Annotated in this window: 24 protein-coding genes and 1 tRNA gene; 14 read left to right on the forward strand and 11 right to left on the reverse strand. The window is 34.4% G+C overall.

Annotated elements, in window-relative coordinates; translation table 11 throughout:
* Positions 1–48 precede the first annotated feature (48 nt).
* The 6 genes from BIW12_RS07630 to BIW12_RS07655 all read left to right on the forward strand — a co-directional run bounded on the left by BIW12_RS07630 (position 49) and on the right by BIW12_RS07655 (position 5,361).
* Positions 49–1,047: a beta-ketoacyl-ACP synthase III gene (locus BIW12_RS07630; RefSeq protein WP_071184574.1), complete on the forward strand. Its 999-nt coding sequence runs from the start codon at positions 49–51 to the stop codon at positions 1,045–1,047.
* 23 nt (positions 1,048–1,070) lie between these two features.
* On the forward strand, positions 1,071–1,553 hold the full coding sequence (gene accB, locus BIW12_RS07635; RefSeq protein WP_071184575.1) for an acetyl-CoA carboxylase biotin carboxyl carrier protein: 483 nt from the start codon (positions 1,071–1,073) through the stop codon (positions 1,551–1,553).
* 119 nt (positions 1,554–1,672) lie between these two features.
* The gene (gene accC, locus BIW12_RS07640) at positions 1,673–3,019 is read left to right on the forward strand and encodes an acetyl-CoA carboxylase biotin carboxylase subunit (protein ID WP_071184576.1); all 1,347 of its coding nucleotides are present in this window, start codon (positions 1,673–1,675) and stop codon (positions 3,017–3,019) included.
* A 247-nt stretch (positions 3,020–3,266) separates the two neighbouring features.
* A complete protein-coding gene (locus BIW12_RS07645) occupies positions 3,267–3,581 on the forward strand; it encodes a hypothetical protein (RefSeq protein WP_071184577.1) in 315 nt (104 codons plus the stop codon).
* A 19-nt stretch (positions 3,582–3,600) separates the two neighbouring features.
* Entirely contained in the window at positions 3,601–3,903 is a 303-nt protein-coding gene (locus BIW12_RS07650) for a hypothetical protein (RefSeq protein WP_071186220.1), read from the forward strand.
* 123 nt (positions 3,904–4,026) lie between these two features.
* Positions 4,027–5,361 carry a sigma-54-dependent transcriptional regulator gene (locus BIW12_RS07655; RefSeq protein ID WP_071184578.1) on the forward strand — a complete coding sequence of 445 codons (1,335 nt, stop codon included), beginning with the start codon at positions 4,027–4,029 and terminating at the stop codon, positions 5,359–5,361.
* On the opposite strand, the gene BIW12_RS07660 is transcribed toward BIW12_RS07655, so the two are convergent.
* Both BIW12_RS07660 and BIW12_RS07665 read right to left on the reverse strand, forming a co-directional pair.
* Positions 5,358–7,793, reverse strand: coding sequence for an ATP-binding response regulator (locus BIW12_RS07660; RefSeq protein WP_071184579.1), 2,436 nt, complete (start codon positions 7,791–7,793; stop codon positions 5,358–5,360). The genes BIW12_RS07655 and BIW12_RS07660 overlap by 4 nt on opposite strands.
* 22 nt (positions 7,794–7,815) lie before the next feature.
* Positions 7,816–9,669, reverse strand: a complete 1,854-nt coding sequence (locus BIW12_RS07665) for a S9 family peptidase (RefSeq protein WP_071184580.1) — start codon at positions 9,667–9,669, stop codon at positions 7,816–7,818.
* A 216-nt stretch (positions 9,670–9,885) separates the two neighbouring features.
* Between BIW12_RS07665 and mtgA the strand changes: the two genes are divergently transcribed.
* The 4 genes from mtgA to BIW12_RS07685 all read left to right on the forward strand — a co-directional run bounded on the left by mtgA (position 9,886) and on the right by BIW12_RS07685 (position 15,697).
* Positions 9,886–10,629, forward strand: coding sequence for a monofunctional biosynthetic peptidoglycan transglycosylase (gene mtgA / locus BIW12_RS07670; protein ID WP_071184581.1), 744 nt, complete (start codon positions 9,886–9,888; stop codon positions 10,627–10,629).
* Complete coding sequence (locus BIW12_RS07675) at positions 10,630–11,580, forward strand: lipid A deacylase LpxR family protein (RefSeq protein ID WP_071184582.1); 951 nt, start codon at positions 10,630–10,632, stop codon at positions 11,578–11,580. It begins immediately after the preceding gene.
* 110 nt (positions 11,581–11,690) lie between these two features.
* Complete coding sequence (locus tag BIW12_RS07680) at positions 11,691–13,337, forward strand: DUF6377 domain-containing protein (RefSeq protein ID WP_071184583.1); 1,647 nt, start codon at positions 11,691–11,693, stop codon at positions 13,335–13,337.
* Positions 13,338–13,582: 245 nt separating this feature from the next.
* The gene (locus BIW12_RS07685; RefSeq protein WP_071184584.1) at positions 13,583–15,697 is read left to right on the forward strand and encodes a glycoside hydrolase family 97 protein; all 2,115 of its coding nucleotides are present in this window, start codon (positions 13,583–13,585) and stop codon (positions 15,695–15,697) included.
* A gap of 119 nt (positions 15,698–15,816) precedes the next feature.
* On the opposite strand, the gene BIW12_RS07690 is transcribed toward BIW12_RS07685, so the two are convergent.
* Entirely contained in the window at positions 15,817–16,071 is a 255-nt protein-coding gene (locus tag BIW12_RS07690; protein ID WP_071184585.1) for a GIY-YIG nuclease family protein, read from the reverse strand.
* A gap of 47 nt (positions 16,072–16,118) precedes the next feature.
* Positions 16,119–16,192, reverse strand: a tRNA-Ala gene (locus BIW12_RS07695).
* Positions 16,193–16,293: 101 nt separating this feature from the next.
* Here BIW12_RS07695 and BIW12_RS07700 point away from each other — a divergent pair.
* The 3 genes from BIW12_RS07700 (at position 16,294) to BIW12_RS07710 (ending at position 18,517) form a co-directional block, all read left to right on the forward strand.
* The gene (locus BIW12_RS07700) at positions 16,294–17,064 is read left to right on the forward strand and encodes an enoyl-CoA hydratase/isomerase family protein (protein ID WP_071184586.1); all 771 of its coding nucleotides are present in this window, start codon (positions 16,294–16,296) and stop codon (positions 17,062–17,064) included.
* Positions 17,065–17,279: 215 nt separating this feature from the next.
* A complete protein-coding gene (locus tag BIW12_RS07705) occupies positions 17,280–17,732 on the forward strand; it encodes a 6-pyruvoyl trahydropterin synthase family protein (protein ID WP_071184587.1) in 453 nt (150 codons plus the stop codon).
* A 41-nt stretch (positions 17,733–17,773) separates the two neighbouring features.
* Positions 17,774–18,517, forward strand: a complete 744-nt coding sequence (locus tag BIW12_RS07710; protein ID WP_071184588.1) for a UDP-2,3-diacylglucosamine diphosphatase — start codon at positions 17,774–17,776, stop codon at positions 18,515–18,517.
* Here the strand turns inward: BIW12_RS07710 and BIW12_RS07715 are convergent.
* The 7 genes from BIW12_RS07715 to BIW12_RS07745 form a co-directional block, all read right to left on the reverse strand.
* On the reverse strand, positions 18,514–18,870 hold the full coding sequence (locus BIW12_RS07715; protein WP_071184589.1) for a hypothetical protein: 357 nt from the start codon (positions 18,868–18,870) through the stop codon (positions 18,514–18,516). The genes BIW12_RS07710 and BIW12_RS07715 overlap by 4 nt on opposite strands.
* Before the next feature lie 91 nt (positions 18,871–18,961).
* Positions 18,962–20,245, reverse strand: a complete 1,284-nt coding sequence (locus tag BIW12_RS07720; RefSeq protein ID WP_071184590.1) for an MFS transporter — start codon at positions 20,243–20,245, stop codon at positions 18,962–18,964.
* Positions 20,245–21,933 carry a single-stranded-DNA-specific exonuclease RecJ gene (recJ, locus tag BIW12_RS07725; RefSeq protein WP_071184591.1) on the reverse strand — a complete coding sequence of 563 codons (1,689 nt, stop codon included), beginning with the start codon at positions 21,931–21,933 and terminating at the stop codon, positions 20,245–20,247. Before recJ ends, BIW12_RS07720 begins: the two co-directional genes overlap by 1 nt.
* A 75-nt stretch (positions 21,934–22,008) precedes the next feature.
* Complete coding sequence (locus BIW12_RS07730) at positions 22,009–22,353, reverse strand: HopJ type III effector protein (RefSeq protein WP_071184592.1); 345 nt, start codon at positions 22,351–22,353, stop codon at positions 22,009–22,011.
* Between the two features lie 47 nt (positions 22,354–22,400).
* The gene (locus tag BIW12_RS07735; RefSeq protein ID WP_071184593.1) at positions 22,401–23,102 is read right to left on the reverse strand and encodes a hypothetical protein; all 702 of its coding nucleotides are present in this window, start codon (positions 23,100–23,102) and stop codon (positions 22,401–22,403) included.
* Positions 23,103–23,157: 55 nt separating this feature from the next.
* Positions 23,158–23,877 carry a 16S rRNA (cytidine(1402)-2'-O)-methyltransferase gene (gene rsmI, locus BIW12_RS07740; protein WP_071184594.1) on the reverse strand — a complete coding sequence of 240 codons (720 nt, stop codon included), beginning with the start codon at positions 23,875–23,877 and terminating at the stop codon, positions 23,158–23,160.
* A 45-nt stretch (positions 23,878–23,922) separates the two neighbouring features.
* Positions 23,923–24,981, reverse strand: a complete 1,059-nt coding sequence (locus tag BIW12_RS07745) for a hypothetical protein (RefSeq protein ID WP_071184595.1) — start codon at positions 24,979–24,981, stop codon at positions 23,923–23,925.
* Positions 24,982–25,198: 217 nt separating this feature from the next.
* Between BIW12_RS07745 and BIW12_RS07750 the strand changes: the two genes are divergently transcribed.
* On the forward strand, positions 25,199–25,789 hold the full coding sequence (locus BIW12_RS07750) for a thymidine kinase (protein WP_071184596.1): 591 nt from the start codon (positions 25,199–25,201) through the stop codon (positions 25,787–25,789).
* The last annotated feature ends 80 nt before the right edge of the window (positions 25,790–25,869 follow it).

Here is a 25,869-nt window from a genome sequence, read left to right on the forward strand (position 1 = left end):
TAAACGTTTTCTTTTGTGTAAAAACGGAAGGAAAAATATCCGAATAAAATGAATAAAATTACGGCCGCAATTACTGCTGTTGGAGCTTATGTTCCTGATTTTGTACTATCAAACCAGGTTCTTGAAACAATGGTTGATACAAACGACGAGTGGATTACTTCGCGTACAGGAATAAAGGAAAGAAGAATTTTGAAAGATGCTGATAAAGGAACTTCTTTTTTAGCCATAAAAGCAGCTGAAGATTTAATTGCTAAAGCAAATATCAATCCTTTAGAAATTGATTTGGTCTTAATGGCAACAGCAACTCCAGATATGCAGGTTTCGGCAACCGGAGCTTATGTGGCTACTCAAATAGGAGCTACAAATGCTTTTGCATATGATTTACAAGCAGCTTGTTCTAGTTTTCTATACGGAATGTCTACGGCTGCTGCTTATATTGAATCAGGAAGATATAAAAAAGTACTATTAATAGGTGCCGATAAAATGTCTTCTATAGTTGATTATACTGACAGAACCACTTGTATTATATTTGGTGATGGAGCAGGAGCTGTACTATTTGAACCTAATCATGAAGGATTAGGATTGCAAGATGAATATTTAAGAAGTGACGGTGTAGGTCGCGATTTCTTGAAAATTGATGCCGGAGGATCACTTCACCCAACAACTATTCAAACAATTGAAGAGAAAAGACACAGTATAAGACAAGATGGGAAAACGGTATTTAAATATGCTGTGACCAATATGGCTGATGCTAGTGAGCAAATCTTGAAAAGAAACAACCTGACTAACGAGGATGTTGCCTTTTTAGTGCCACATCAGGCAAATAAACGAATTATAGATGCTACTGCACACAGAATGAATCTGGAGGACTCTAAGGTTTTAATGAATATCGAAAGATATGGAAATACTACATCAGCAACCTTACCTCTGGTTTTAAATGATTTTGAACATTTGTTTAAAAAAGGAGATACCATTATTTTTGCTGCATTTGGAGGAGGATTCACTTGGGGGTCTATTTATCTGAAATGGGCATATAACAAACAATAATTTAAACTAAAATCACAAATATTATGGATTTAAAAGAAATTCAGAACCTAATTAAATTTGTATCTAATTCTGGCGTTGCTGAAGTTAAGTTAGAAATGGACGATGTAAAAATTACCATTAGAACTACTTTAGAAACCGCTGCTCCAGAACCGACTTATGTACAACAGTTGCCTGCTCAGGCTCCGGTACAACAAATTATAGCAACTCCTGCTGCGCCTGCCGCTGCTGCGCCTGTTGCTGCTGCTCCAGCTACTGATGATTCTAAATATATCACTATTAAGTCACCAATGATTGGTACTTTCTACAGAAAACCATCCCCAGACAAACCAATGTTTGTTGAAGTAGGTAGTTCTATTGCTAAAGGAGATGTACTTTGTGTAGTTGAGGCAATGAAATTATTTAACGAAATCGAATCTGAAGTTTCTGGAAAAATCGTTAAAATATTAGTTGATGATATGTCTCCAGTTGAATTTGATCAACCATTATTCTTAGTAGATCCATCATAAATTTAAGATTTTAGATTACAGATTTTAGATTGCAGATTTGACCTTAATTAATATTCAGATTCAAATCAATTGCATTCTTGACTTCTAATTTCTAACTTCTAACTTCTAACTTTTAAAAGATGTTTAAAAAAATATTAGTTGCAAATAGGGGAGAAATTGCACTTCGTGTAATTAGAACGTGTAAAGAAATGGGCATCAAAACGGTAGCAGTTTATTCTACTGCCGATGCAGAAAGTTTACATGTGAAATTTGCTGATGAAGCAGTTTGTATCGGACCGGCTCCAAGTAATCTTTCTTATTTGAAAATGTCAAATATTATTGCCGCAGCCGAGATTACAAATGCTGATGCCATACATCCGGGTTATGGATTCCTTTCTGAAAATTCTAAATTTTCAAAAATTTGTCAAGAACACGGAATTAAGTTCATTGGAGCAGCTCCTGAGATGATTGACAGAATGGGAGATAAGGCTTCTGCAAAATCAACTATGATTGAAGCTGGTGTTCCTTGTGTTCCGGGTTCTGAAGGAATTTTAGAATCTTTTGAACAAGCACAAATAGTAGCTAAAGAAATAGGATATCCTGTTATGATGAAAGCTACTGCCGGTGGTGGTGGAAAAGGAATGCGTGCTATCTGGAAAGAAGAAGATCTTCACAAAGCTTGGGAAAGTGCTCGTCAGGAAGCAGCGGCTGCTTTTGGAAATGACGGTATGTACATGGAAAAATTAATTGAAGAACCACGTCATATCGAAATCCAGGTTGTAGGAGATGCTTATGGAAAAGCTTGTCATCTTTCTGAAAGAGATTGTTCTGTACAGAGACGTCACCAAAAATTAACTGAAGAAACTCCTTCTCCATTTATGACAGACGAATTGCGTCAGAGAATGGGAGAAGCAGCAGTAAAAGCAGCTGAATATATTAAATATGAAGGTGCTGGTACAGTTGAGTTCTTAGTGGATAAACACCGTAATTTCTATTTCATGGAAATGAATACGCGTATCCAGGTGGAACACCCAATCACCGAACAAGTTATTGATTACGATTTGATTCGTGAGCAAATTATGGTAGCAGCAGGAATTCCGATTTCTGGTAAAAACTACTTGCCACAATTGCACGCTATCGAATGTCGTATCAATGCCGAAGATCCATACAATGATTTTAGACCTTCGCCAGGAAAAATTACTACATTACACATGCCGGGTGGTCATGGAGTTCGTTTAGATACTCACGTATATTCAGGTTATACAATTCCACCAAATTACGATTCGATGATTGCTAAATTGATTACTACTGCCCAATCTCGTGAGGAGGCAATCAGTAAAATGAGAAGAGCCTTAGACGAATTCGTAATCGAAGGTATCAAAACAACTATTCCTTTTCACAGACAATTAATGGATGACCCACGTTATATTGCGGGAGATTATACTACTGCTTTTATGGATTCTTTCAAAATGAACGAACCGGAATAAAAATATTTTTTTATAGAATCAAGCCGCACAATCATGTGCGGCTTTTTTTATGCATTTTAGTGTGTAAAAATTATACACAAAGAAACACTTTTACACAACAGGATGATGTTTTTATAAAGATTAAACATTTGTTTGTTGTCTGTAAATCAAGTGTTTGTGTGTTTTGTATTGGTTTTAAAAAATGTTGGTATAATAATTTCATTGTCACAAGTGTAAAACATCAATAATATTTTAAAAATTACACATTATGAAAAAATTAATTCTATCAGCAGCAATCGTATTAGGAAGTTTAACAACTATGTCAGCTCAGGATCAGGCTCCTGCACAAGAACAAAAATCAGTTGCAACGGAACAAGCAGCTCCGGCAACAGACGGCTATACAGAAATTAAATCAGAAGAAGTACCTGCAGCTGTAACCGAGGCTTTAAAGAAAGCTTTTCCGGATGCAATACTTACAAAGGCTTATATAAACGAAAAGAAAGAATACAAGCTAGAGGTTAAAGTTGGCGACAAAGAAGGAGCTTTATTTGCTGATGCAAACGGAAAATGGATTAAAAAATAATTTGAAAATACTCACTACCATGAAAAAATTAATTTTATCCGCCCTGATTGCTTTAGGAAGTTTTTCGACAATTTCAGGCCAAGAGCAAGCTCAGAATGGAACTTCAACAGAGAAAGTAGCTCCGGCAACGGAAACTTATACTGAAATTAAAGCAACCGATTTGCCAACAGCGGTAACTGAGGCTTTAAAGAAATCATATCCTGATGCTGTTTTGTCCAAGGCTTATGTAAACGAAAAAAAAGAATATAAATTGGAAATATCAGTTAAAGACCAGACGGCTACTGTTTACACAGATGTCGATGGGAACTGGTTAAAGAAATAAGTTGGTGAATTAACTTATTGTTTTTTGGAAAAAGAGGTTGTGGTTTACAACCTCTTTTTTTTGCATAATTTTATGAAAATCCAATTATATAAGACTTAATTTAGCATAAAAAGTGCCTGTCTAATGTCGAAGATTTTAATTGTTGAAGATGATATTTCGTTTTGCAAATTATTAGAAAAGTTTCTAAGCAAAAATGCTTATACCGTTAATCTAAGTTTTTCGGCTGCCGAAGCACGATTGGCAATTCAAAAAGAAAATTTCGATTTGATTTTGACCGATTTGCGTTTGCCGGATGCCGATGGAATTGATTTGTTGACTGAGATTAAAACCGATTATCCTGCCATTCCTGTGATTTTGATGACAGGTTATTCGGAGGTGAGTACAGCCGTAAAAGCCATAAAAAATGGGGCTTCTGATTATATTTCGAAACCTTTTAATCCTGACGAAGTTTTAGCCGTTATCAGCAATGCATTAGTTTCAGAAAAAACAACAACTATTCCCCAAAAGAAAAATGATAAAGTAGTTAAAGAAGTTGCCGCGAGCGGATATGTTCAGGGAATTTCGGCAGCTTCTAAGAAATTATCTGAACACATCAAGTTAGTAAGTCCAACTGATATGTCGGTTTTAATCATTGGCGAAAGCGGAACAGGAAAAGAAATAATTGCTAAAAGTATACATCAACAAAGCCGTAGAAAACAGAATAATTTTATAGCGGTCGATTGTGGTGCTATACCAAAAGAATTAGCTGCAAGTGAATTTTTTGGACATTTAAAAGGTTCTTTTACCGGAGCAATTTCAGATAAGACAGGTTATTTTGAAGCTGCCAATGGTGGAACTCTTTTTCTGGATGAAATAGGAAATCTGTCGTATGAAAACCAAATTCAATTATTGCGTGCACTGCAGGAAAGAAAAATAAAACCCGTGGGGAGTAATAAAGAAATTGAAGTTGATATTCGAATAATTACGGCGACCAATGAAGATTTGCGCGAAGCAGTCAAAAATGGTGATTTCAGAGAAGACTTATACCACCGAATAAATGAATTTTCTATTCATTCGCCTTCGCTTACTGAAAGAGAAGAAGATCTAATTCTTTTTGCAGAATTTTTTCTGGATAAAGCCAATGTGCAGTTACATAAAGATGTTATTGGTTTTTCTAAGGAAGTGGTGACGATTTTTCAAAATTATTCCTGGCCTGGAAATTTAAGGGAATTACAAAACTGTGTAAAACGGGCTACTCTGTTGACTCAGGGCGATTTTATTGAAAGTAGTGTTTTGCCTTTAGAGTTTTTTAATCAAAACGAATTGAAAGCAGAGCAGTTTTCATTATCCGAAAATGAAAAAGAAGCCATAGAAAATGCTTTGGCTAAAACAAAAAATAACAAATCGGAAGCGGCAAAATTGCTCAAAATTACCCGAAAGACCTTGTACAATAAATTAAAATTGTACGATATTAATTAAATGCTATCCTCAAGGATAATTAATAAGCTTCTAACTTTAGATTTTAAATCTAAAAACAGAGTTGTTAATTCGGTTTCGTTGTATTCTTCCGATTCTAGTTTTTTTAGAATTGCGGCAATTTCAGTAGCTTCAATTTGTTTGAACATAGGGGCCATTTTATGAGCTACTTCTTTTATTTTTTCATGTTCTAAAGTTTGAATAGTGTTTTCAAGAATAAAAAGATTCGAATTAGTAGAGTTTATAAAAGATTGTACTACCGTTTTTAATGCGTCTTTGTCGTTCTTTAAAAATAATTTTAAAGAATCAAGAGAGAAAAGTTTCTCTTGATTTGTAATAGCTGTAACCGCAGTTTCTTGAATAGGCAGCGATGTTTTATTAAAAACGGCATCTATGGTTTGCAGGAGAATGCTAGGAGTAAAGGGTTTTTTAAGTACGGCAATAAATCCTGCCTGGCTATATATTTCATCTTTTAAATCGGTTCTTCCGGTTACAGCAATCAAAGGTTGGTTGTTATAGTTGTAGTTTTTCTTCTTTTGTAATTCTTTGATAAATTCAAAACCGTCCTTTATTGGCATTTGAATATCGGTAATCAGCAGGTCAAAATATTCAGAATTTAGGCTTTGTAAGGCCTGTTCGGCATTAGAAAAAGAAATAACCCTGTAATGTTGTTTTAAAACTTCGGTGGTAAGTTGTAATAAATCGGGATCATCATCTACTACCACTATGGTTTTATCAGTTAGTGAGGGTGTATAAATTGAAGTTGCTGGTTTATGAGTTTCTTTTTGTGTATCAAAAGTTATAGCCAATTCAATTTCAAAACAACTTCCTTTTTTAGAGCTGTTTTTCAAATACAATTCTCCATCTAAAAGAGCAGCTATTTTTTTAGATATAGCTAATCCCAGACCTGTGCCACCATAATTTTTTTCGATGGTTTCGTTTGCCTGGGCAAATTCTTCAAAGATTAATTCCTGACTGGATTTCTCTATTCCAATGCCTGAGTCTTCAATGCTTATAAATGCTTTATTCTGATCTGAATTTAACTTCGCATCTATTTTTATATAGCCTTCAGTAGTAAATTTATAGGCATTGCCAATAATATTTATTAAAAGTTGTTTGAGCCTGAAAGCATCACCTATGATAGGTTTATTGAGTTTTTGGTCTATTACAATTATAAGTTCAATGTCTTTCTGCGGGTAAACCGATTGAATGTTTTTCGCTACTTCTTTAATGGTTTCGGCTAATGAAAAAGGCTTTCTTTCTAAGTTGATTTTTCCGGCTTCTATTTGCGAAAAGTCTAATAAATCCTGAACTAATCTGGAAATGTATTCCGAAGAGTTTTTGATGTTATTGGTAAAATAGGATTGTTTACTGCTTAAGGTTGAATTACCTAAAAGTTCAGCATAACCCACAATGGTACTTAATGGGGTTTTTAGGTCGTGACTAACGGTCGAAATAAGTTGTTCCCTGCTTTTTAATAGGTTTTGAGTTTTAAAATTGGCAATTTCGAGTTGTTTTTTATACAGCTGTGTTTTCGAAAAATCATTGGCAATTAGTACCGAGAAAAAAACAGTGAGCAATAAACCTAAAATGGCGGCATAAGTTACAATCTGATTGATTTTTTTTAGTGATTTTTCTTTTTCGGTGTTGTTTTTTATTGATGAAGTCAGGATTTCCTGCTCGATAATTCGTAGTACTTTTCTAAGTTGATCTGAAATTAAAAGTTCATTAGTAAGTAACTTGCTTTCCTGGATATTTAAGGATTCTTTTTTCTTTTCGGTTTCGAGTTTTACTTTACTAAGCAATCGTTTAGAAGCGGCTAAAATAGAATCGGTTTCTTTTTTTGTTAGCGTATTGCTGGTGTCATCAGGAATATTCTGATTGAGATAGTCAACGTAGTTTTGTAAAACTTTGCGTTGGTAAGGGCTCAGATTTTCGGGGTTTTTGGTGAAATCTTCCAGTTTTAATTTGCTAAGCGAAAATTCCAATTGGGTTAGTTCTTCGATGGCTTCGTTAACTGAAGCTTCATCAGAAGTTTTGTTTTTTATGGCTTTGAGTTGTTTAATATTTTGCGTTTTTTCGGTAAGCAAAATCATTACACTATCTAATAATTTGATTTGATAGTCACTCGAAAGTGTTTTTTTTAAGGAGCCAATTCTCTTTTGCAAAGAATCGGTTTCCTGAATGTAGTTTTTATAGTCGGTTTCTGAATTAGATTGAATGGTTTTTCGGGCTAAATTCTCCGTTTTATATACATTCGAAAAGAGTTGGCTTATTTTTAGCACCTTGTTTTTTTCGAAAGCAATTTTGTTTTCAATTTTTGAATAATCCCTGTTTTCAGAATACAAAATCCAGCCCACACTGGTTACAAGTGCCACAAGTAGAATGTAACTGATAAATACTTTTACAGGAATATTACTGTTTTTGTTGCTCATTTTTAATTCTGAATTTCTGGTTTTATAAAGTTTCTTTCAGCCATTTAAAGAATTCTTTTTGCCAAACCTGTGCATTTTGCGGGTTGAGAACCCAATGGTTTTCGTCAGGAAAATAGAGAAAACGACTTTTAATCCCGCGTAATTGTGCTGCCTGAAAGGCTTCCTGAGCCTGACCAATAGGAACTCGGAAATCTTTTCCTCCCTGAATAATCAATATAGGCGTATTCCAGTTGTTGATTAAATTTATCGGATTGAATTCGTTGTAGGCTTTTTGAGCAACAGCATTGTCTTTTTCCCAGTAAGCTCCGCCAAAATCCCAGTTGTTGAAGAATATTTCTTCAGTAGTTCCAAACATACTTTGGGTATTAAAAACGCCATCGTGAGCAATGAAAGTTTTGAAACGATTTTGATGTATTCCAGCCAAATAAAAAGCAGAATAACCGCCGTAACTCGCTCCAATACAGCCCAATCGGTTAGAATCAACATAAGATTCTTTGGAAACATCATCAATAGCCGAAAGATAATCGTTCATAACCTGACCGCCCCAGTCTTTACTGATTTGTTCGTTCCATTCTACTCCGTGACCCGGCATTCCACGGCGGTTAGGCGCTACAATAATATAATCATTGGCCGCCATTAATTGAAAATTCCATCTGAATGAATAAAATTGGCTCAAGGCAGATTGCGGCCCACCCTGGCAATAAAGTAAGGTGGGGTATTTTTTAGAAGCATCGAAATCAGGCGGGAAAATTACCCAAACCAACATTTTCTTTCCGTCGGTGGTAGTTACGTATCTTTTTTCGGTTTTGCTTAAAGCTAAAGACTGATAAATTTCTGTGTTGATATTGGTTAATTGTTGCCAATTTTTCTCCATTAAATCATAAGAGAAAATTTCTGCTGCATGGTTGGTGTCTTCTCTGGAAACGAGAATTTTATTGTTGTTTAAACCAATAAGTTTAGTAATGTCAAAGTATCCATCGGTAATTTGATTTATTTGAGGCAGCATCTTCGTAAGTTCGGGCAAATGAATTTCAAATAATTGTTTGGTGCCATCAATTGGAGCAATAAAGTAAATCTTTTGACTGTCTTCGCTCCAAATAAAACTATCCACAGTTCCGTCCCAGTGTGCAGTGAGGTTGGTTTTTATTCCTTGAAAAAGAATTATAATGTCATTTTTATCGGCTTCGTAACCATCGCGATGCATTTGTAACCAAGCCAAAATTCCTGATTTTGAAAATTGCGGAGCAACATCATAACCTAAATTTTCTTCGGTAAGATTAGTGGTTTTTGCTGTTGCCAGTTCGTATTGAAAAATGTTACTATTAGTAGAAATAGCATATTCGGTGCCTGTTTTTTTCTTTGATACATAAAGAATGCTTTTACTGTCGGGCGACCAAATGTAATCTTCATCATCACCAAAAGGTTTTTGTGGACAATCAAAAAGTTCGTCTTTCATGATGTCAATTTGCGTAGCATCTTCTTTATTTTCTTTATAAAAAACATGATTGAATTTGCCTTCGTTCCAAGTGTCCCAGTGGCGGTAATTCAAGGAATCATAAATTTGAACTTCGGCTTTTTCTAATTCAGGATAAAAATCTTTACCTAAAACATTCTGTAATTTTACTTCCTGATGCGAAAGCAGGTATTTACCATCAGGAGATTGATTTTTGTTTACTAAAATGCCATCGGTTTTTTCAATTTCAATGGGATTTCCGCCTTCTATTGGAATATAATAATGTTTTGTGTTTTGTTTGTTTTCTTCAACCGAAGGGGTGCTGACTTTGTAAACAATATTTTGTTTGTCTTTACAAAATCCAAGTGCTGTTATTCTTCCTAATTGCCATAGCAAATGGGCTGTCATTCTATGTTGTGTCATTGTTTTTGAGCTACTATTGTTTTGGGAGTATAAAAATAGTTTAATTTAATGGCAACAGATTTTTTTTAACTTAATTTAAAATGAATTAGAAATAAAGATAAATCTATTGGATGATTAGCTAAAAAAAGTAATTTTACTTTTTATAAAATTCTAATCGATTTTGAGTGTTAGGGTTTTAAAATCTTTTAAAGAAAATAGCATTAAGAGTACAGATAAATGGCAACAAAAATCACTTCCAATTCCTCAGGTAAAAGACCCGTAAAAAAACAATCTCAAGGTTTTATGGCTCGATTGAGAGTGTTTTTGTTCAAAATAATTCTATGGTTTATTGGACTTTCTTTGTTTTCTGTTGTCTTTTTTAAATTTGTTCCGGTGCCATTTACTCCCTTGATGGTTATCCGCGCAATAGAAAATAAAGTGGCTGGTAAACCGGTTTATTTTAGTCATGACTGGGAACCTTTAGAGAATATTTCAGTCAATTTACAAAAAGCAGTTATTGCCAGCGAAGACGGTTTGTTTTTAACACATAATGGTTTTGATTTTAGAGCCATGCAAAAAGCTTATAAAAACAACGAAAGAGGTCGAAGAATAAAAGGCGGAAGTACCATTTCACAGCAAACGGCCAAAAATGTATTTCTGTGGCAGGGCCGAAGCTATATAAGGAAAGGTTTAGAGGCGTATTTTACGGTTTTGATTGAGTTGATTTGGGGAAAAGAACGCATTATGGAAGTGTATCTTAATAGTATAGAAATGGGTAATGGCGTTTATGGAGCTCAGGCCGCCGCAGAACATTGGTATCGAAAAGATGCTGCCAATTTAACGCGAAAACAGGCAGCCGGAATTGCTGCTATCTTGCCAAATCCCAGAAAATATACTGCAACCAGTTCGTCTTCTTATATCAATCGAAGAAAAGATAAAATTATGCGTGTGATGCGTACCGTTGGAAAAATTGAATATTAGATGCGACTAATAACAGTACTTTTTTTCAATATGTTCTTTCTGTTTTCGGTGGTGGTATCGGGGCAGCATACTGCGGTTGAAATAGGTGTTGTTACCGATAATGATTTATATACTTCTTCTAAAAACGATCAGTATTATACCAATGGTTTAGAAATTTTTTATCGGTATTTGTCTAAAAAGGAAAAGCCTCAACTTTTAAAAAAAATCAATGAAATAAGGATAGGACAGTATATGTACAGCCCCCGGTTTATTTATAAAGATGAAGAGCAAATGTTTGACAGGCCTTTTGCGGGTTATCTTTTTGGGGAATTTGCCAGTACTAATTTTTATGCCAATCAGTCTGTGTTTAAAAAACACATTCAACTGGGGTACGTAGGGCCAAATTCTTTTGCTGACAAAATTCAATCAGAAACACATAAATTATTTGATTATACCGCTTTTGAAGAATGGGATTATCAAATTAAAAATACGCTGGGAATACAAACTTATTTTATGTTTTCTAAGCCAGTTTTTAATGCTCTGAAGAGTAAAACAATCGATTTTAGATGGCAATCGGAAGCAAAGTTAGGAACCATATTTACATCACTTTCAACCGGATTTGTTGGCAGAATCGGGATAAAAAAATTAGTTCCTTTTTCGGATTCCAATTTTTACGGAGCTTCACTAAATAAAGCCAATGGTTTATTAGATAGCGAATTGTATTTCTATGTTTTGCCTACAGTTAATTATCAATTTTATGATGCCACCATTCAGGGAAGTCTTTTTAATGATAACAGTCCGGTTACTTTTGATATTATTCCTTTTCGTTTTAATGCCGAAACAGGTTTAAGGTATCGCCGAAAGAATTTGAATCTTTCCTATGCTTTTGTTTACAGAGGGAAAGAACTAAAATTCTACAGAAACATCGGTTATTTTTATGGTTCTATTAGTGTGTCTTATATTTTTAGATAATATAGATTGGCTTTTTTATAAATACTATTTTTTTTGACTTAAAAAAAGCATTAAAATAAGGAATATTTAATAAATTAGTTTTAATTTAACATAAAACTAAAATCACTGCAATGTTTAAATTTTGGACTTCAATCCTTGTTATTTTTTTTCCATTATTTCTTTTTTCTCAAGCTGGAATAGACTCATTATTAAAAGAGTTAGATGCTGTTATAGACAAAAGTGAATTATATCATGATAAAAAAGAAGCCGAAATTAATAAACTGCGCAGTCTGTTGAAACTGACTTCTACAGAGGTTCATAAATATGAAATTTATGAAAAGTTGTTTACTGAGTTTAAGTTTTATCAATCGGATTCAGCCTTAAACTATGCCAGAAAAAGTCTGGCGGTTGCCAATACTTTAAAAGATTTAACTAAGATAAATACGGCAAAGATAAATCTGGCTTCTATCATGGGAACCTTGGGGATGTACAAAGAAGCTACTGATATATTGTACCGTTTTGACATTAAATCCACTCCCGAAATTAAGAGTTTGTATTATGGTGTGAATAGCTCTATTTACCTTAATATGGCCGAATATGCTGCTTCAAATCAGGAGAAAGAGAAATACGATTTGTTGACGATGAAGTACCGCGATTCGACCTTTCAGTCCGATGCTGTGGGTTCAAATTCCTATTTTATTACTCAGGCTAATAAACTTTTTGAAAAAGGAAAATACGATGAAACAATTCGCTTATTAGAAAATTATTTCTCTAAAATGGATGATAATAATACTGATAAAGCGGTTGTGGCTTATATCATTTCGCAAACTTATTTTCGAAAAAAAGACTTGCAACAGGAAAAAAAATGGTTGATTCTTTCGGCAATATCCGATTTGCAATTAGAGAAAAAAGAATACATTTCTCTTCGTTCGTTAGCGTTTATGATGTACAAAGAAGGTGATATTGATCGTGCTTATAAATATATCAAACGTTCACTGGACGATGCGCTTTTTTGTAATGCACGTTTAAGAACCTACGAAATTTCGAAGATGATGCCCATCATTAATGATGCTTATCAAAAACAAAATGATACTAATCGCAATCAATTAATTACGTTTTTGGTGAGTGCCAGTATTTTATCGTTGTTCTTAATGGTTGTTTTGTTTTTGTTGTTCAAACAAATGAAAAAATTATCCAAAGCTAAACAGGAAATTAGTTCTACAAATGCTCAGTTAGTTGCACTTAATAATGAATTGCATCTTTTTAACGAAAAGTTGAATGAAACCAATAATACATTGAAGGAAGCTAATTTGGTAAAAGAAATTTACATCGGTCGCTATATGGATCAATGTTCGGTTTACATTAGTAAATTAGACGAATACCGTCGAAAATTAAATGTTATTGTCAGCAGTGGAAAAACAGCCGAATTGGTAAAAGTGATAAAATCAAAAGAATTTATTGAGGAAGAATTAAAAGATTTTTATCACAACTTTGATAAGACTTTCTTATTACTTTTTCCTAACTTTATTGAAGATTTCAATAATTTGCTGGTTGACAATGAGGATATTAAGTTAAAACAAGGCGAATTGATGAATACCGAGTTGCGAATTTTTGCGTTGATTCGTTTAGGGATTTCAGACAGTGTGAAAATAGCGGAGTTTTTACGTTATTCATTATCAACTATTTATAATTATAGAACTAAATTAAGAAATAAGGCTTTAGGACCTCGTGATGAATTTGAGGCAAATGTGATGCGTATAGAATCAACAAATAAGTAATTTACTTTTTTTACTTAGGTTTATCTTCATTTTTTGACTATAAAAGTTGATTTTTAAACTACAGATTTACTACTTTTTTGATTCTTTTAAAACTATATATTTGTATGTAAATCAGTAAGTTATGGTGTTTTTGTATTGTTTTTGACTACCATTTTTTATCAATAAAAATTAGTCGGATAAAATCAATATAAATTTGGTTATCGAATGCTTTTTTAAGCAAATTATTAATCTATTAATATAACCAAATGAAAAATTTTTATTTATTAATGCTGTGCTGTTTTGCATTAGTTCATACCACTTTTGCGCAGCAGTTAAAATCACCTGATCAAAAATTCCAAATGGAGTTTTCTCTGCAAAGTGATGGTACGCCTGTTTACAGTTTAAATTACAAAGGAAAAGTTGTTGTAAAACCAAGTAAATTAGGATTAGAACTAAAAAATGATGCTAAATCATTATTGAACGATTTTACAATTTCAGATACAAAGACCAGTACGTTTGATGAAGTTTGGAAACCAGTGTGGGGCGAAGTAGCTTCTATTCGTAATCATTATAACGAATTAGTGGTAACCTTAAATCAAAAAGTGAGCGAAAGACAATTGATTATTCGTTTTCGTTTGTTTGATGACGGACTTGGATTTCGTTATGAATTTCCTGCGCAAAAGAATCTGACTTATTTTGTAATCAAAGAAGAGCGCTCCCAATTTGCTATGGCAGGAAATCATACTGCTTTTTGGTTACCGGGAGATTATGATACTCAGGAATACGATTATACCACTTCAAAATTATCCGAAATTAGAGGTTTAACAACAAAAGCAACTACCGAAAATGTATCTCAAAAAACATTTTCGCCTACCGGAGTACAAACGTCTTTGATGATGAAAACAGCCGATGGACTGTATATTAATTTACACGAAGCTGCCTTAATTAATTATTCCTGTATGCACCTGAATCTGGATGATAAAAACATGATTTTTGAATCCTGGTTAACACCTGATGCTAATGGAGACAAAGGTTACATGCAGGCACCGGATCATTCGCCATGGAGAACAATTATGGTTAGTGATAATGCTACCGAAATTTTGTCTTCAAAAATGACTTTGAATTTGAATGATCCCTGTAAAATTGAAGATACTTCTTGGATAAAACCGGTTAAATATGTTGGTGTTTGGTGGGAAATGATTACCGGAAAAAGTTCTTGGGCTTATACTGATGATTTTTCAACAGTACAATTAGGAGTAACTAATTATGATAAATCCAAACCAAATGGCAAACACGGAGCCAATACTGCTAATGTGAAAAAATACATTGATTTTGCAGCTACTCACGGATTTGATGCAGTTTTAGTAGAAGGCTGGAATGAAGGTTGGGAAGATTGGTTTGGTCAATTTAAAGATTATGTTTTTGATTTTGTAACTCCTTATCCGGATTTTGATGTAAAAGGGATTCGTGATTATGCAAAATCTAAAGGCGTGAAAATGATTATGCACCATGAAACTTCAGGTTCTACCCGCAATTATGAGCGTCACATGGATAAAGCGTATCAGTTTATGAAAGACAATGGCTATGATGCTGTAAAAAGTGGTTATGTAGGGCCAATTCTTCCGCGTGGTGAAAATCACTACAATCAATGGACTGTAAACCATTATCAATATGCTATTGAAAAAGCAGCCGATTACAAAATTATGGTCAATGCGCACGAAGCAATCCGACCAACAGGAATTTGTAGAACCTACCCAAATTTAATTGGAAACGAATCGGCAAGAGGAACCGAATACCAGGCTTTTGGTGGGTCTAAACCAAATCACGTTACCATTTTACCATTCACTCGTTTGATTGGTGGACCAATGGATTATACTCCGGGTATTTTTGAAATGGATATTAGTAAATTAAATCCAGGCAATACTTCGCACTTAAACAGTACGTTGGCTAATCAACTGGCATTGTATGTAACTATGTATAGTCCGCTACAAATGGCAGCCGACTTACCAGAAAATTATATGCGCTTTGCAGATGCTTTTCAGTTTATTAAGGATGTAGCAATAGACTGGAGTGACAGTAAATATTTAGAAGCTGAACCGGGTGAATATATTAGTGTTGCCAGAAAAGCCAAAGGAACTAACAATTGGTTCATTGGAAATGTAAACGGCGAAACGGCTCGTGTTTCAAACATTACATTCGATTTCCTTGAAAAAGGAAAAAAATATGAAGCTACTATTTATGCTGACGCAAAAGATGCGCATTATAAAACTAATCCACAGGCTTATAATATTCGAAAAATAAAAGTGAATAATAAGTCTAAGTTGTCTCAGTTTTCTGCTCCTGGGGGTGGATATGCCATTAGTGTTATTGAAATTAAATAGCGATTTTTGAATTTTTCAGAAAGTAAAAAACCGTCTCGTTCTAAAAAAACGAGACGGTTTTTACTTGTGGAGAATACCGGATTCGAACCGGTCGCCTTCCCGAATGCTTTCGGGACGCTCTAGGTAATTGAGTTGCTCAATATGAGATATTCAATATGTTTTCTGCTTTTCTTTTTCTTGATTTCTAATTCTCGCCGAACTGCTTCAGCTCTTGATTGGAAATTTTCGGAATATTTTAAAACCCAATCTTTTGTTTGTTTTGTGTATTTACTTCTGCTGTTTAAATGGTCTTGAAGACGTGCTTGTATATCCTGACAAGAACCAACGTAAAATTTGTCGATTGTCTTTGAATAAATGATATAAGTGTAAAACATAAGAGTAGAAATGAAAAAGACCCAAACAATAAATGTTTGAGTCTTTGTGGAGAATACCGGATTCGAACCGGTCGCCTCTACGCTGCCAGCGTAGCGCTCTAGCCAAATGAGCTAATCCCCCAATAGAGTCGCAAATATAGCATTTTATAGGATTAAAAAAACAACTTTTGAAAAAAGTATTCTTTCTGTCGAATATTTTTAACTTTACCTAAAAACTATTCAATGGATATGCAAAATTCTAATGGTTCGTTAATAACAATAATCGAAAATAATATTGCTACGGTCGAGTTTGGACATCCGGCAAGTAATTCTTTTCCTCGTTCGTTATTAGACTTGTTGACTTCCGAAATCAATAAATTAAGTGATAATGACACTGTTAATGTAATTGTTTTAAAGAGTCAGGGAACGGCTGCTTTTTGTGCAGGTGCTTCTTTTGATGAGCTTTTGGCTGTTTCAAATCCCGAAGAAGGATTGGAGTTTTTTTCCGGATTTGCTTATTTAATTAATGCGATGCGTTGTTGTTCTAAACTGATTATCGGACGTATTCATGGAAAAGCAGTTGGAGGAGGAGTGGGCATTGCAGCAGCCTGCGATTATGTTTTTGCAACAGCAAATGCTTCGATTAAATTATCGGAATTAGCCATTGGAATTGGTCCTTTTGTGATTGAACCAGCCGTGAGTAGAAAAATAGGGAAAACAGCGATGACCGAAATGACTTTAGCCGCTCACGAATGGAAATCGGCAGCTTGGGCACAAGAAAAAGGATTGTATGCTGCCGTTTTTGAAACTCCAGAATTATTAGATAATGCTATTGTCGATTTTGCTTTCAAATTAGCTTCCTATAATCCTGATGCTTTATTGGAAATGAAGAAAGTGATTTGGGAAGGAACTGAAAATTGGGAATCACTTTTGTTGGGAAGAGCCGCAATTACGGGAAAATTGGTTATGTCTGATTTTACTAGAAATGCTTTGGAACAATTTAAACGTAAATAATTGATTTACCATATAAGTCATTTAAGTTTTATTCTTAATTAAAAGATCAGTTTTTGTAATAGTATAAGTTCATAGAAGATGTATTTCTAAATGATTCTTAATTTCTAAATGGTTTAAAAAGTCAAAAGCTTATATTTTGCAATCTGCATAAGTTCATAGAAGGCAAGTCATTTCTCATATCAATTCCTTAAATTTGCACTCAAAATAAATCCACGATGAGTAATATCAGAATTACAAAACAATTTAGTTTCGAAACAGGTCATGCCTTATACGGCTACGACGGAAAGTGTAAAAACGTACATGGTCATAGTTATAAATTGTCTGTAACGGTTATTGGAAAACCAATTACAAACCGTAATGATGTGAAATTCGGAATGGTAATCGATTTTTCGGATTTAAAAAAAATCGTCAAAGAAGAAATTGTAGATCAGTTTGATCATGCGACTGTTTTTAACGAAACAACTCCTCACGTAGAGTTGGCTCAGGAATTAAAAAACCGTGGACATCACGTAATTTTAGTGGATTACCAGCCTACCAGTGAAAATATGGTAGTTGATTTTGCAGAAAGAATAATCAGAAGATTGCCTGAAAGAATTACGCTTTTCTCCTTAAAATTGCAGGAAACAGAATCTTCGTTTGCAGAATGGTTTGCGAGTGATAATTTGTAGAAATTCCAATTTTTTAAATTCCAAATTCCAAGTTTATCTAAATGAAAAAAGTCTATTTTGCTTCTGACCAACATTTTGGAGCGCCAACAGCCGAATCGAGTTTTCCCAGAGAACAGAAATTCGTTGCCTGGCTTGACGAAGTGAAAAAAGATGCCGAAGCCATTTTTCTTTTAGGTGATTTATTCGATTTTTGGTTTGAATACAAAACCGTAGTTCCAAAGGGTTTTGTACGTGTTTTAGGGAAACTGGCCGAAATTCGCGACAGCGGAATTCCAATTTATTTCTTCGTTGGAAATCATGATTTATGGATGAATGATTATTTTGAAAAAGAATTGAATATTCCGGTTTTTCACGATAATAAAGAGTTCAGTTTTAACGGAAAAACCTTTCTTATAGGGCACGGAGACGGAAAAGGTCCAGGCGATTTAGGATACAAACGCATGAAAAAAGTGTTTACCAATCCATTTTCTAAATGGCTTTTCAGGTGGCTTCATCCGGATATTGGAGTGCGTTTGGCACAATATCTTTCGGTAAAGAACAAATTGATTTCCGGAGAATCTGACGTTAAATTTTTAGGAGAAGACAATGAATGGCTAATTCTTTACGCCAAACGAAAATTAGAAACCAAACATTATAATTATTTGGTTTTTGGTCACCGTCATTTACCAATGATTCATTCAGTAGGTAAAAACTCCGATTATGTCAATCTGGGTGATTGGATTTCGTACTTTACCTATGGAGTTTTTGACGGAGAAAATTTCGAAATCAAGACATTCGAAAATTAATTTTTACCTTCTCCGTTTAAATAACTTTCCATATTTATTCTAAACAAAGTTCCGTTTACTAAATCTTTAATCTTATTCAATTCGTCCATAGAAACGGATAAATCAATTTGATACAAGGGTGTTTTTAGTAAAAATTTGCAATTGCTGTTTCTTAAGGCGCAGCCTTCGCAGCAGCTGTTTTTGGCAATACTTTCATTGATTAAATATTCAAATTCTTGGAGCTCAGTTATAGAGAAAAACAAACCTATTTCCTTGAATATCAATTGAACTTTGTTTGGAATGTTTCCTTCTTCTTTTTCCCAAAAAAAAGCTATTCCCAGACTATTTAAATAAATTTGGTGTATTTGTTCCATAATTTCTAATGTATGAAACAAATATAAATATTTTATTTATATTAATTCTAAATAAAAATAATAAAGTTAGAAAGAATTTTAGAGATTTTATTTATCCTTCTTTTTCATGTTCTTCGATATCTTTAGTCAAATCTAACTTTCTAAAAGATGGAGAGATAATTCCGGTAGTTAAAACCACTAAAAGCGTCATGCTTCCGCCAAAAACAACCGCTGTTACGGTTCCCATCAATCGGGCAGTCAATCCACTTTCAAAAGCACCCAACTCATTTGAAGAACCAACAAACATAGAATTTACAGCCGAAACTCTTCCGCGCATATTGTCAGGAGTTTTAATCTGTAAAATGGTTTGGCGTATGACTACCGAAATACCATCGAAAACACCACTGAAGAATAAGGCAAAAAGGGAAACCCAAAATAGGGTAGAAAGTCCAAACACAATAATACAGACTCCGAAACCAAAAATGGCTCCCAATAATTTCATTCCTGCATTTTTACTCAGAGGAACATAAGCTGTAATTAGCATAGTTAAAAACGCCCCGACAGCTGGTGCTGCTCTTAGGAATCCGAAACCTTCCGGTCCTACTTTTAGAATGTCCTGAGCAAAAATAGGTAATAAGGCTACGGCGCCTCCAAAGAGAACTGCAACCATATCCAGAGTAATAGCCCCTAGAACCGTTTTATTATTGAAAACAAATTTAATACCTTCGGTCAAACTTTGCATTACAGGCTCTCCAATTTTTGGATTTAAAATAGGTTTTTCACTTATTTGGGACAAGGCTAACAGGGCCATTATCGAACAGGCAAAAACCAGACATAACGACCAATGAACTCCCATTAAAGTAATTGAAAAACCAGCGACAGCAGGTCCTACAACCGAACCAATTTGCCAAACACTACTGCTCCAGGTGGCTGCATTTGGATAGACTTTTTTAGGTACAATTAGAGACAAAAGAGAAAAAATAGTTGGTCCAAGAAAGGCTCTAACTAATCCGCCTAAAAAAACCAGAAAATAGATGGAATACAATATAATTTGTTTCGAAAATCCTTCGACTACGGCTGGCCAGGTTAGCAGGAAAAGTCCAAAGCTAATTACTGAAAAGCCAAAAATACATTTCATCAATAATCCTTTTTTCTCTTTTTGGTCAACGATATGTCCAGCAAATAAAGCTAATGAAACTGCCGGAATTACTTCCATTAAGCCGATGATTCCTAGTGAAAGTGCATCTTTAGTGATGCTGTAAACCTGCCATTCGATAACGATAAATTGCATTGACCAGGCAAAAACCATAGCAAAGCGCAGCAATAAAAAAGTATTAAATTCTTTGTAACGCAAGGCTGCGTAAGGGTCTTTTTTGTCTAATTTTTTGGAATTCATTATTGAATGCTTTTTAATCGTAATTGAGTTGAAACTTTACCATTCCATTCATTTTCATCAATGCAATAAGCAATTTGAAATGTTTTTTGATTGGTGGTTAAATCGATTTTGTTCCCTAATCCAAAACCTATAGCGGCAATGCCCTCGGAGTTATTTTGTTTTACAAATAGTTTCAAATGTTCGTCTTCTGCACCCAGTTTTTTAGCATAACCAGTATCGATAACATTTTTGGTTAAAAAAACAGGTGTCATGTTTTGAGGACCAAAAGGTTCGAATTGTTTCAGGATTCGGCTGAGTTTTGGTGTAATGTCCGAAAAGTTGATTTCGGCATCAATTTCTATTTCAGGGATTAGTTGGTCAGGATGGATGGTTTCCTGCACTTGTTTTTCAAAAGCTTCTTTGAAAACAGCATATTTTTCAGCCTTTAAAGTCATTCCTGCGGCATACATGTGTCCTCCAAATTGCTCTAAATGTTCCGAACAGGCTTCTAACGCATTGTAAACATCAAATCCTTTTACTGAGCGAGCTGAAGCAGCATATTTATCGCCACTTTTGGTAAAAACCAAGGTAGGACGATAATAAGTTTCGATTAACCGGGAAGCTACAATTCCGATAACGCCTTTGTGCCAGTCTTCCTGAAAAACTACGGTCGTAAAACGTTTTTGTTCCTGATTTTGTTCAATTTGCTGAAAAGCTTCTTTGGTAATGTGCTTGTCTAAATCTTTGCGGTCGGCATTGTATTTTTCAATTTCAGAAGCAAATTGTTGCGCTTGTTCAAAGTTAAATTCGCTTAACAATTCCACTGCATGATTGCCGTGTTTGATGCGTCCTGCGGCATTGATTCGGGGTGCAACTATAAAAACAACGTCGGTAATGTCTAATTTTTGTTTTTTTACCTGATGAATCAAAGCTTTAATTCCCGGTCTTGGATTGTTGTTGATGACTTGCAAACCAAAATAAGCCAATACCCGGTTTTCGCCAGTCATTGGAACAATATCGGCAGCAATGGCGGTGGCAACCAAATCCAAATAAGGAGCTAAATCTTCGATAGTTTGATTTCTATTCAATCCCAAAGCCTGAATGAGTTTAAAGCCAATTCCGCAACCGCATAATTCATCATAAGGATAGTTGCAATCGTTTCTCTTTGGGTCGAGAACAGCAACGGCTTCGGGTAAAGTATCTCCGGGGCGGTGGTGGTCACAAATAATGAAATCGATGTTTCGCTCTTTGGCGTAAGCCACATGATCAATCGATTTAATACCGCAATCTAGTGCAATAATTAATGAAAAACCATTGTCATCAGCAAAGTCAATTCCTTTAAAAGAAACGCCATAACCTTCGTCATAACGATCCGGAATATAAGTGGCCACATTGGGGTAAAAACTTTTTAAATAAGAAGAAACAAGCGAAACTGCTGTTGTCCCATCTACATCATAATCCCCAAAAACAAGAATGCGTTCCTGGTTTTCGATGGCGTTTTCAATTCTTTCGATTGCCTTATCCATATCCTTCATTAGATAAGAATCGTGTAAATGTTCTAAGGAAGGACGAAAAAAATGTTTGGCTTCTTCAAAAGTTTCAATGCCGCGTTGTACTAACAATTGGGCAACAAAATCTTCAACGTTTAAGGCTTGCGCCAAATGTTTGATTTTGTCTTCCGAAGGTTTGGGTTTAAGAGTCCAACGCATTTGATTTTAGATTTTAGATTTCAGATTTCAGAATGCAGAAATCTAAAATCTACATTCTAAAATCTAAAATATTTTTTATTTTAATTCTAAAGCTGTTCCTTCAAACTGGATTCCGTCCCAACCGTGAATCATAAAATTTCTGATATTTTGGTGATTGGTTCCTTCAGGATCTCCCAATACTTCGTCACGATAAAAAGCACCAAAACAAGCTAAGGTTTCGTCTTTGGATAAGTTTTGCAATTGGGCAAAAGCAAATAATTTACAAGAACCTGAATTGGTTCCTGCTGCATTATGGGTATTCCCATTTTGGAAAGCTGTCGGAGTAAAAAGATAATTTTCTTCGATTACAGCTATAGTTTCAGGAAAAGTGATTGCTTCTGGTGTTTCTTTTAATTTTTCTAAAAAGGCTTGTATGCTCATGATTTAATTTTCTGATTTTTTATTTGTACGTAATATAATTTTTGTATTTAATTTAATAAGTCCATTCCCTTTTCAAACACAAATTTTACACTTTCTTTTATTAAGTGTTTATTTCCTTCTGTCAAAAAATCTTTAATGAAAATAGGTCCTTGTTTAGATATTTTTGCCCAAACAAAGGATAGCTTTTTAATTACCCATTTTTTTGATTTTTTAGTTAAGTTTTCTCTCAACTCAATTACTTCATGTAAAATGCTCTCTATCTCAAGTTTATTTTCCTCAGTTTTATATTTATCAATATTATTTTGAATGTTTTCTAAATGCTGATCTAATAAAAGTATTTGGTTTATTTTAAGTGGATTTACAGCTGCATCTTCATCAATGATTTCAAATTCAGAATAATAATCATTTGCAAAAGCTTCCGTAATAACATCGTCAAATATTGATTTGACATTGTCATAACCTTGAAGGATATTTAACCAATCTTGAAAATCATTTTTTAACGAGTCAATAGTTGTCCATTTTCTAATAACTTTTGTTGTAGAATCATTTTCTGGTTTACGATTTACTAAAACAGAAAGTGTAGATTGAGTTTTAAAATCTTCAATTACAAAATAGAAATCTGAATTTTTATCTTTATCTAAAATCTTAATTAAATATTCATTTTGTGGAACGATTTCAAACATTGAAGAATGTTCTTTTAAAAATGGTTCTAATGTTTTTAAAATTTGTAATGGAATTTTCTTCTTCATATCATCGTTTATAAAGGTGACTTATAATTAAAAAAGAAATAATTCTGTTCGAGATTTATTCTTTTTCTTCTTTCGAAAATTTACTTTTCTTGGCTTCTTTAGTGATGGTTTTTCCAGCTACAACCATAACAATTTCGCCACGTGGAGCTGTTTTTTCAAAGTGAGCCAAAACTTCTTTTGCTGTTCCCCGGCGGTTTTCTTCGTGTAATTTAGAGAGTTCTCTGGAAACACATATTTGTCGGTCTTCGCCAAAGTATGTTACAAATTCAGCCAGTGTTTTTACTAATTTATGCGGAGAAACATATAGAATCATTGTTCTGGTTTCTTCGGCTAGTTCTAAGTATCGGGTTTGACGGCCTTTTTTCTCAGGTAAAAAACCTTCGAAAACAAATTTATCATTTGGCAAGCCACTATTGACCAAGGCAGGGACAAAAGCGGTTGCGCCCGGAAGGCATTCTACGGCAATTCCGTTTTCGACACAGGCACGCGTTAAAAGAAAACCAGGATCAGAAATGGCTGGTGTCCCGGCATCCGAAATGAGTGCAATATTTTCGCCAGCTTTGAGTCGGGAAATTACATTTTCGATGGTTTTGTGCTCATTGTGCATGTGATGACTGTGCATGTGGGTGCTAATCTCGAAATGCTTTAAGAGTTTTCCGCTGGTACGTGTGTCTTCGGCAAGAATCAAGTCGGCTTCTTTTAGAATTCTAATGGCTCTAAAAGTCATGTCTTCAAGATTTCCAATGGGCGTGGGAACGATATATAATTTTGACATAAGTAATTTTAAAACTTTAAACAGTGATTTACTGTTTGTGTGTTTTTAAAGGAATTTTTTTTCGATTAATTCCATAAAACGTTCTTCGTATTCTTCTTTTCCTTCCCAGTTATTGTAATCTGGTTTTACCATTTCGTCTATGAAACTTTTTGTTTCGTAAAAATTATCATAGGTAATTAACTGATTCATTACACGGTTGTAATCTTCGTTGCTGTTGCCAAAAAGATGTTTTACAAATGCAATGCGATCATTTAAGTCGATATCTATTCCTTTTGAGAATTTTTCATTTAGGGAAACTGTTTTTGGACTTGATTTTTCAGTAGTTTCTATCTCTTTTTGTAGTGGAGTTTCTGTTTCTTCAATTTCTTTTCCAACCTCTTCCGCAGCTTCAACTTCTTCTATTTTTTCAAAAATAATATCTTTAGCAGGAGGAGCGGCTACCTCGTCCACTTTTACAAATTCAGGTTCGTTATAGCTTAATCCTAATAAATCTTCAAATGAGATTTGAACAGCTTCCGGTTTTTTAGCTTCTTCTAATTCTTCTGTTTCAGCTTCTTTGTCAAGTTCAAATGCAGCTTTGAATTCAGGGATTTCTACTTCTTCTTTGGCTGTATTCTCGTCAATCTCTTCAGTTTCAATTTCAGCTTCGTCTTCAATTTCAGCTTCGTCTTCAATTTCAGGTTCTTCTTCATGGAAATCAGCTTCGTTATTTTCTAGTTCGGCTTCTTCAATAGCAATTATTTCTTCGGAAGGAATTTCGTCATCCGGGTTTTCTATCTCGGTTTCCGGAGCAACTGTTTCTTGAACTTCTTCTGGTGTTTCCACAATTTCAGTTTCCGGGGCTAAGTTAATTTCTGTTATTTCAGTTTCAACTGTTTGAGAAGCTTTTTTGTCGTAGATGTTTTCAATTTCTTTTTCAATTTCGCTGTAGTTGCCAATTGTAGGTTTTACATCTGCATAATTTTCGTCTATAAATTTTAAAACAGAGAGTTTTTCGTAGAGTTTTTGGGTTTCCAAATACAATTGATTGATGTCGGATTTATCTTTGAGTTGTAAAATTCTGTGAGCAATGCTAATTAAATCGGCTTCTAATCTTTTTTTCATAATAGTTAAATTATAGTATGTATTTTGGCTAATGTCTTTTTAGTTTATTTACTAGCGTAAGGCTTTAAACGATTGTTTTTAATAAAACAGTCATAAACCTTCGAATTGCTAAAAATTTTCTACTTTTGAGAATGTGTAAAAGTATAAAATCTTAAGTCGATTTATAAGTTTACAAAGTAATAAAAACTATTCATTTTTTAAGTTAGAAAAATACAAAATGTTTCTCGAAAATACAGTAAATCATAAAGAGCAATTTGGTTGGATTGAAGTTATTTGCGGTTCGATGTTTTCGGGTAAAACGGAAGAATTGATTCGTCGATTAAAAAGAGCACAGTTTGCCAAACAAAAAGTAGAAATTTTCAAACCGGAAGTCGATACCCGTTACCATCAGGATATGGTAGTTTCCCATGATGCCAATGAAATTCGTTCCACACCGGTTCCCGCAGCAGCTAATATTGCTATTCTGGCTCAGGGCTGTGATGTAGTAGGCATTGACGAAGCCCAGTTTTTTGATGACGAAATTGTGACTGTTTGCAATGATTTAGCTAACCAGGGAATCCGTGTTATTGTTGCCGGATTAGACATGGATTTCAAAGGAAATCCTTTTGGTCCCATGCCAGCTCTGATGGCAACAGCCGAATATGTAACTAAGGTTCATGCGGTGTGTACCCGAACAGGTAATTTGGCGCATTATAGTTTCAGAAAAACAGCCAATGATAAATTAGTCTTGTTAGGAGAAACAGAGGAATACGAGCCCTTAAGTCGTGCGGCATATTTTGAAGCCATGCAGAAAAGTCAGGAAGATTAAGGTTTTCCTGAAGATGAAATTAAAATTCTGTAAAAAATAAGCAGAATCATATAAAAGATTTTGGTAGGAGTTGGGTGTAT

Origin of the sequence: Flavobacterium commune (assembly GCF_001857965.1) — a bacterium.
GTDB classification, from domain to species: Bacteria; Bacteroidota; Bacteroidia; order Flavobacteriales; family Flavobacteriaceae; genus Flavobacterium; species Flavobacterium commune.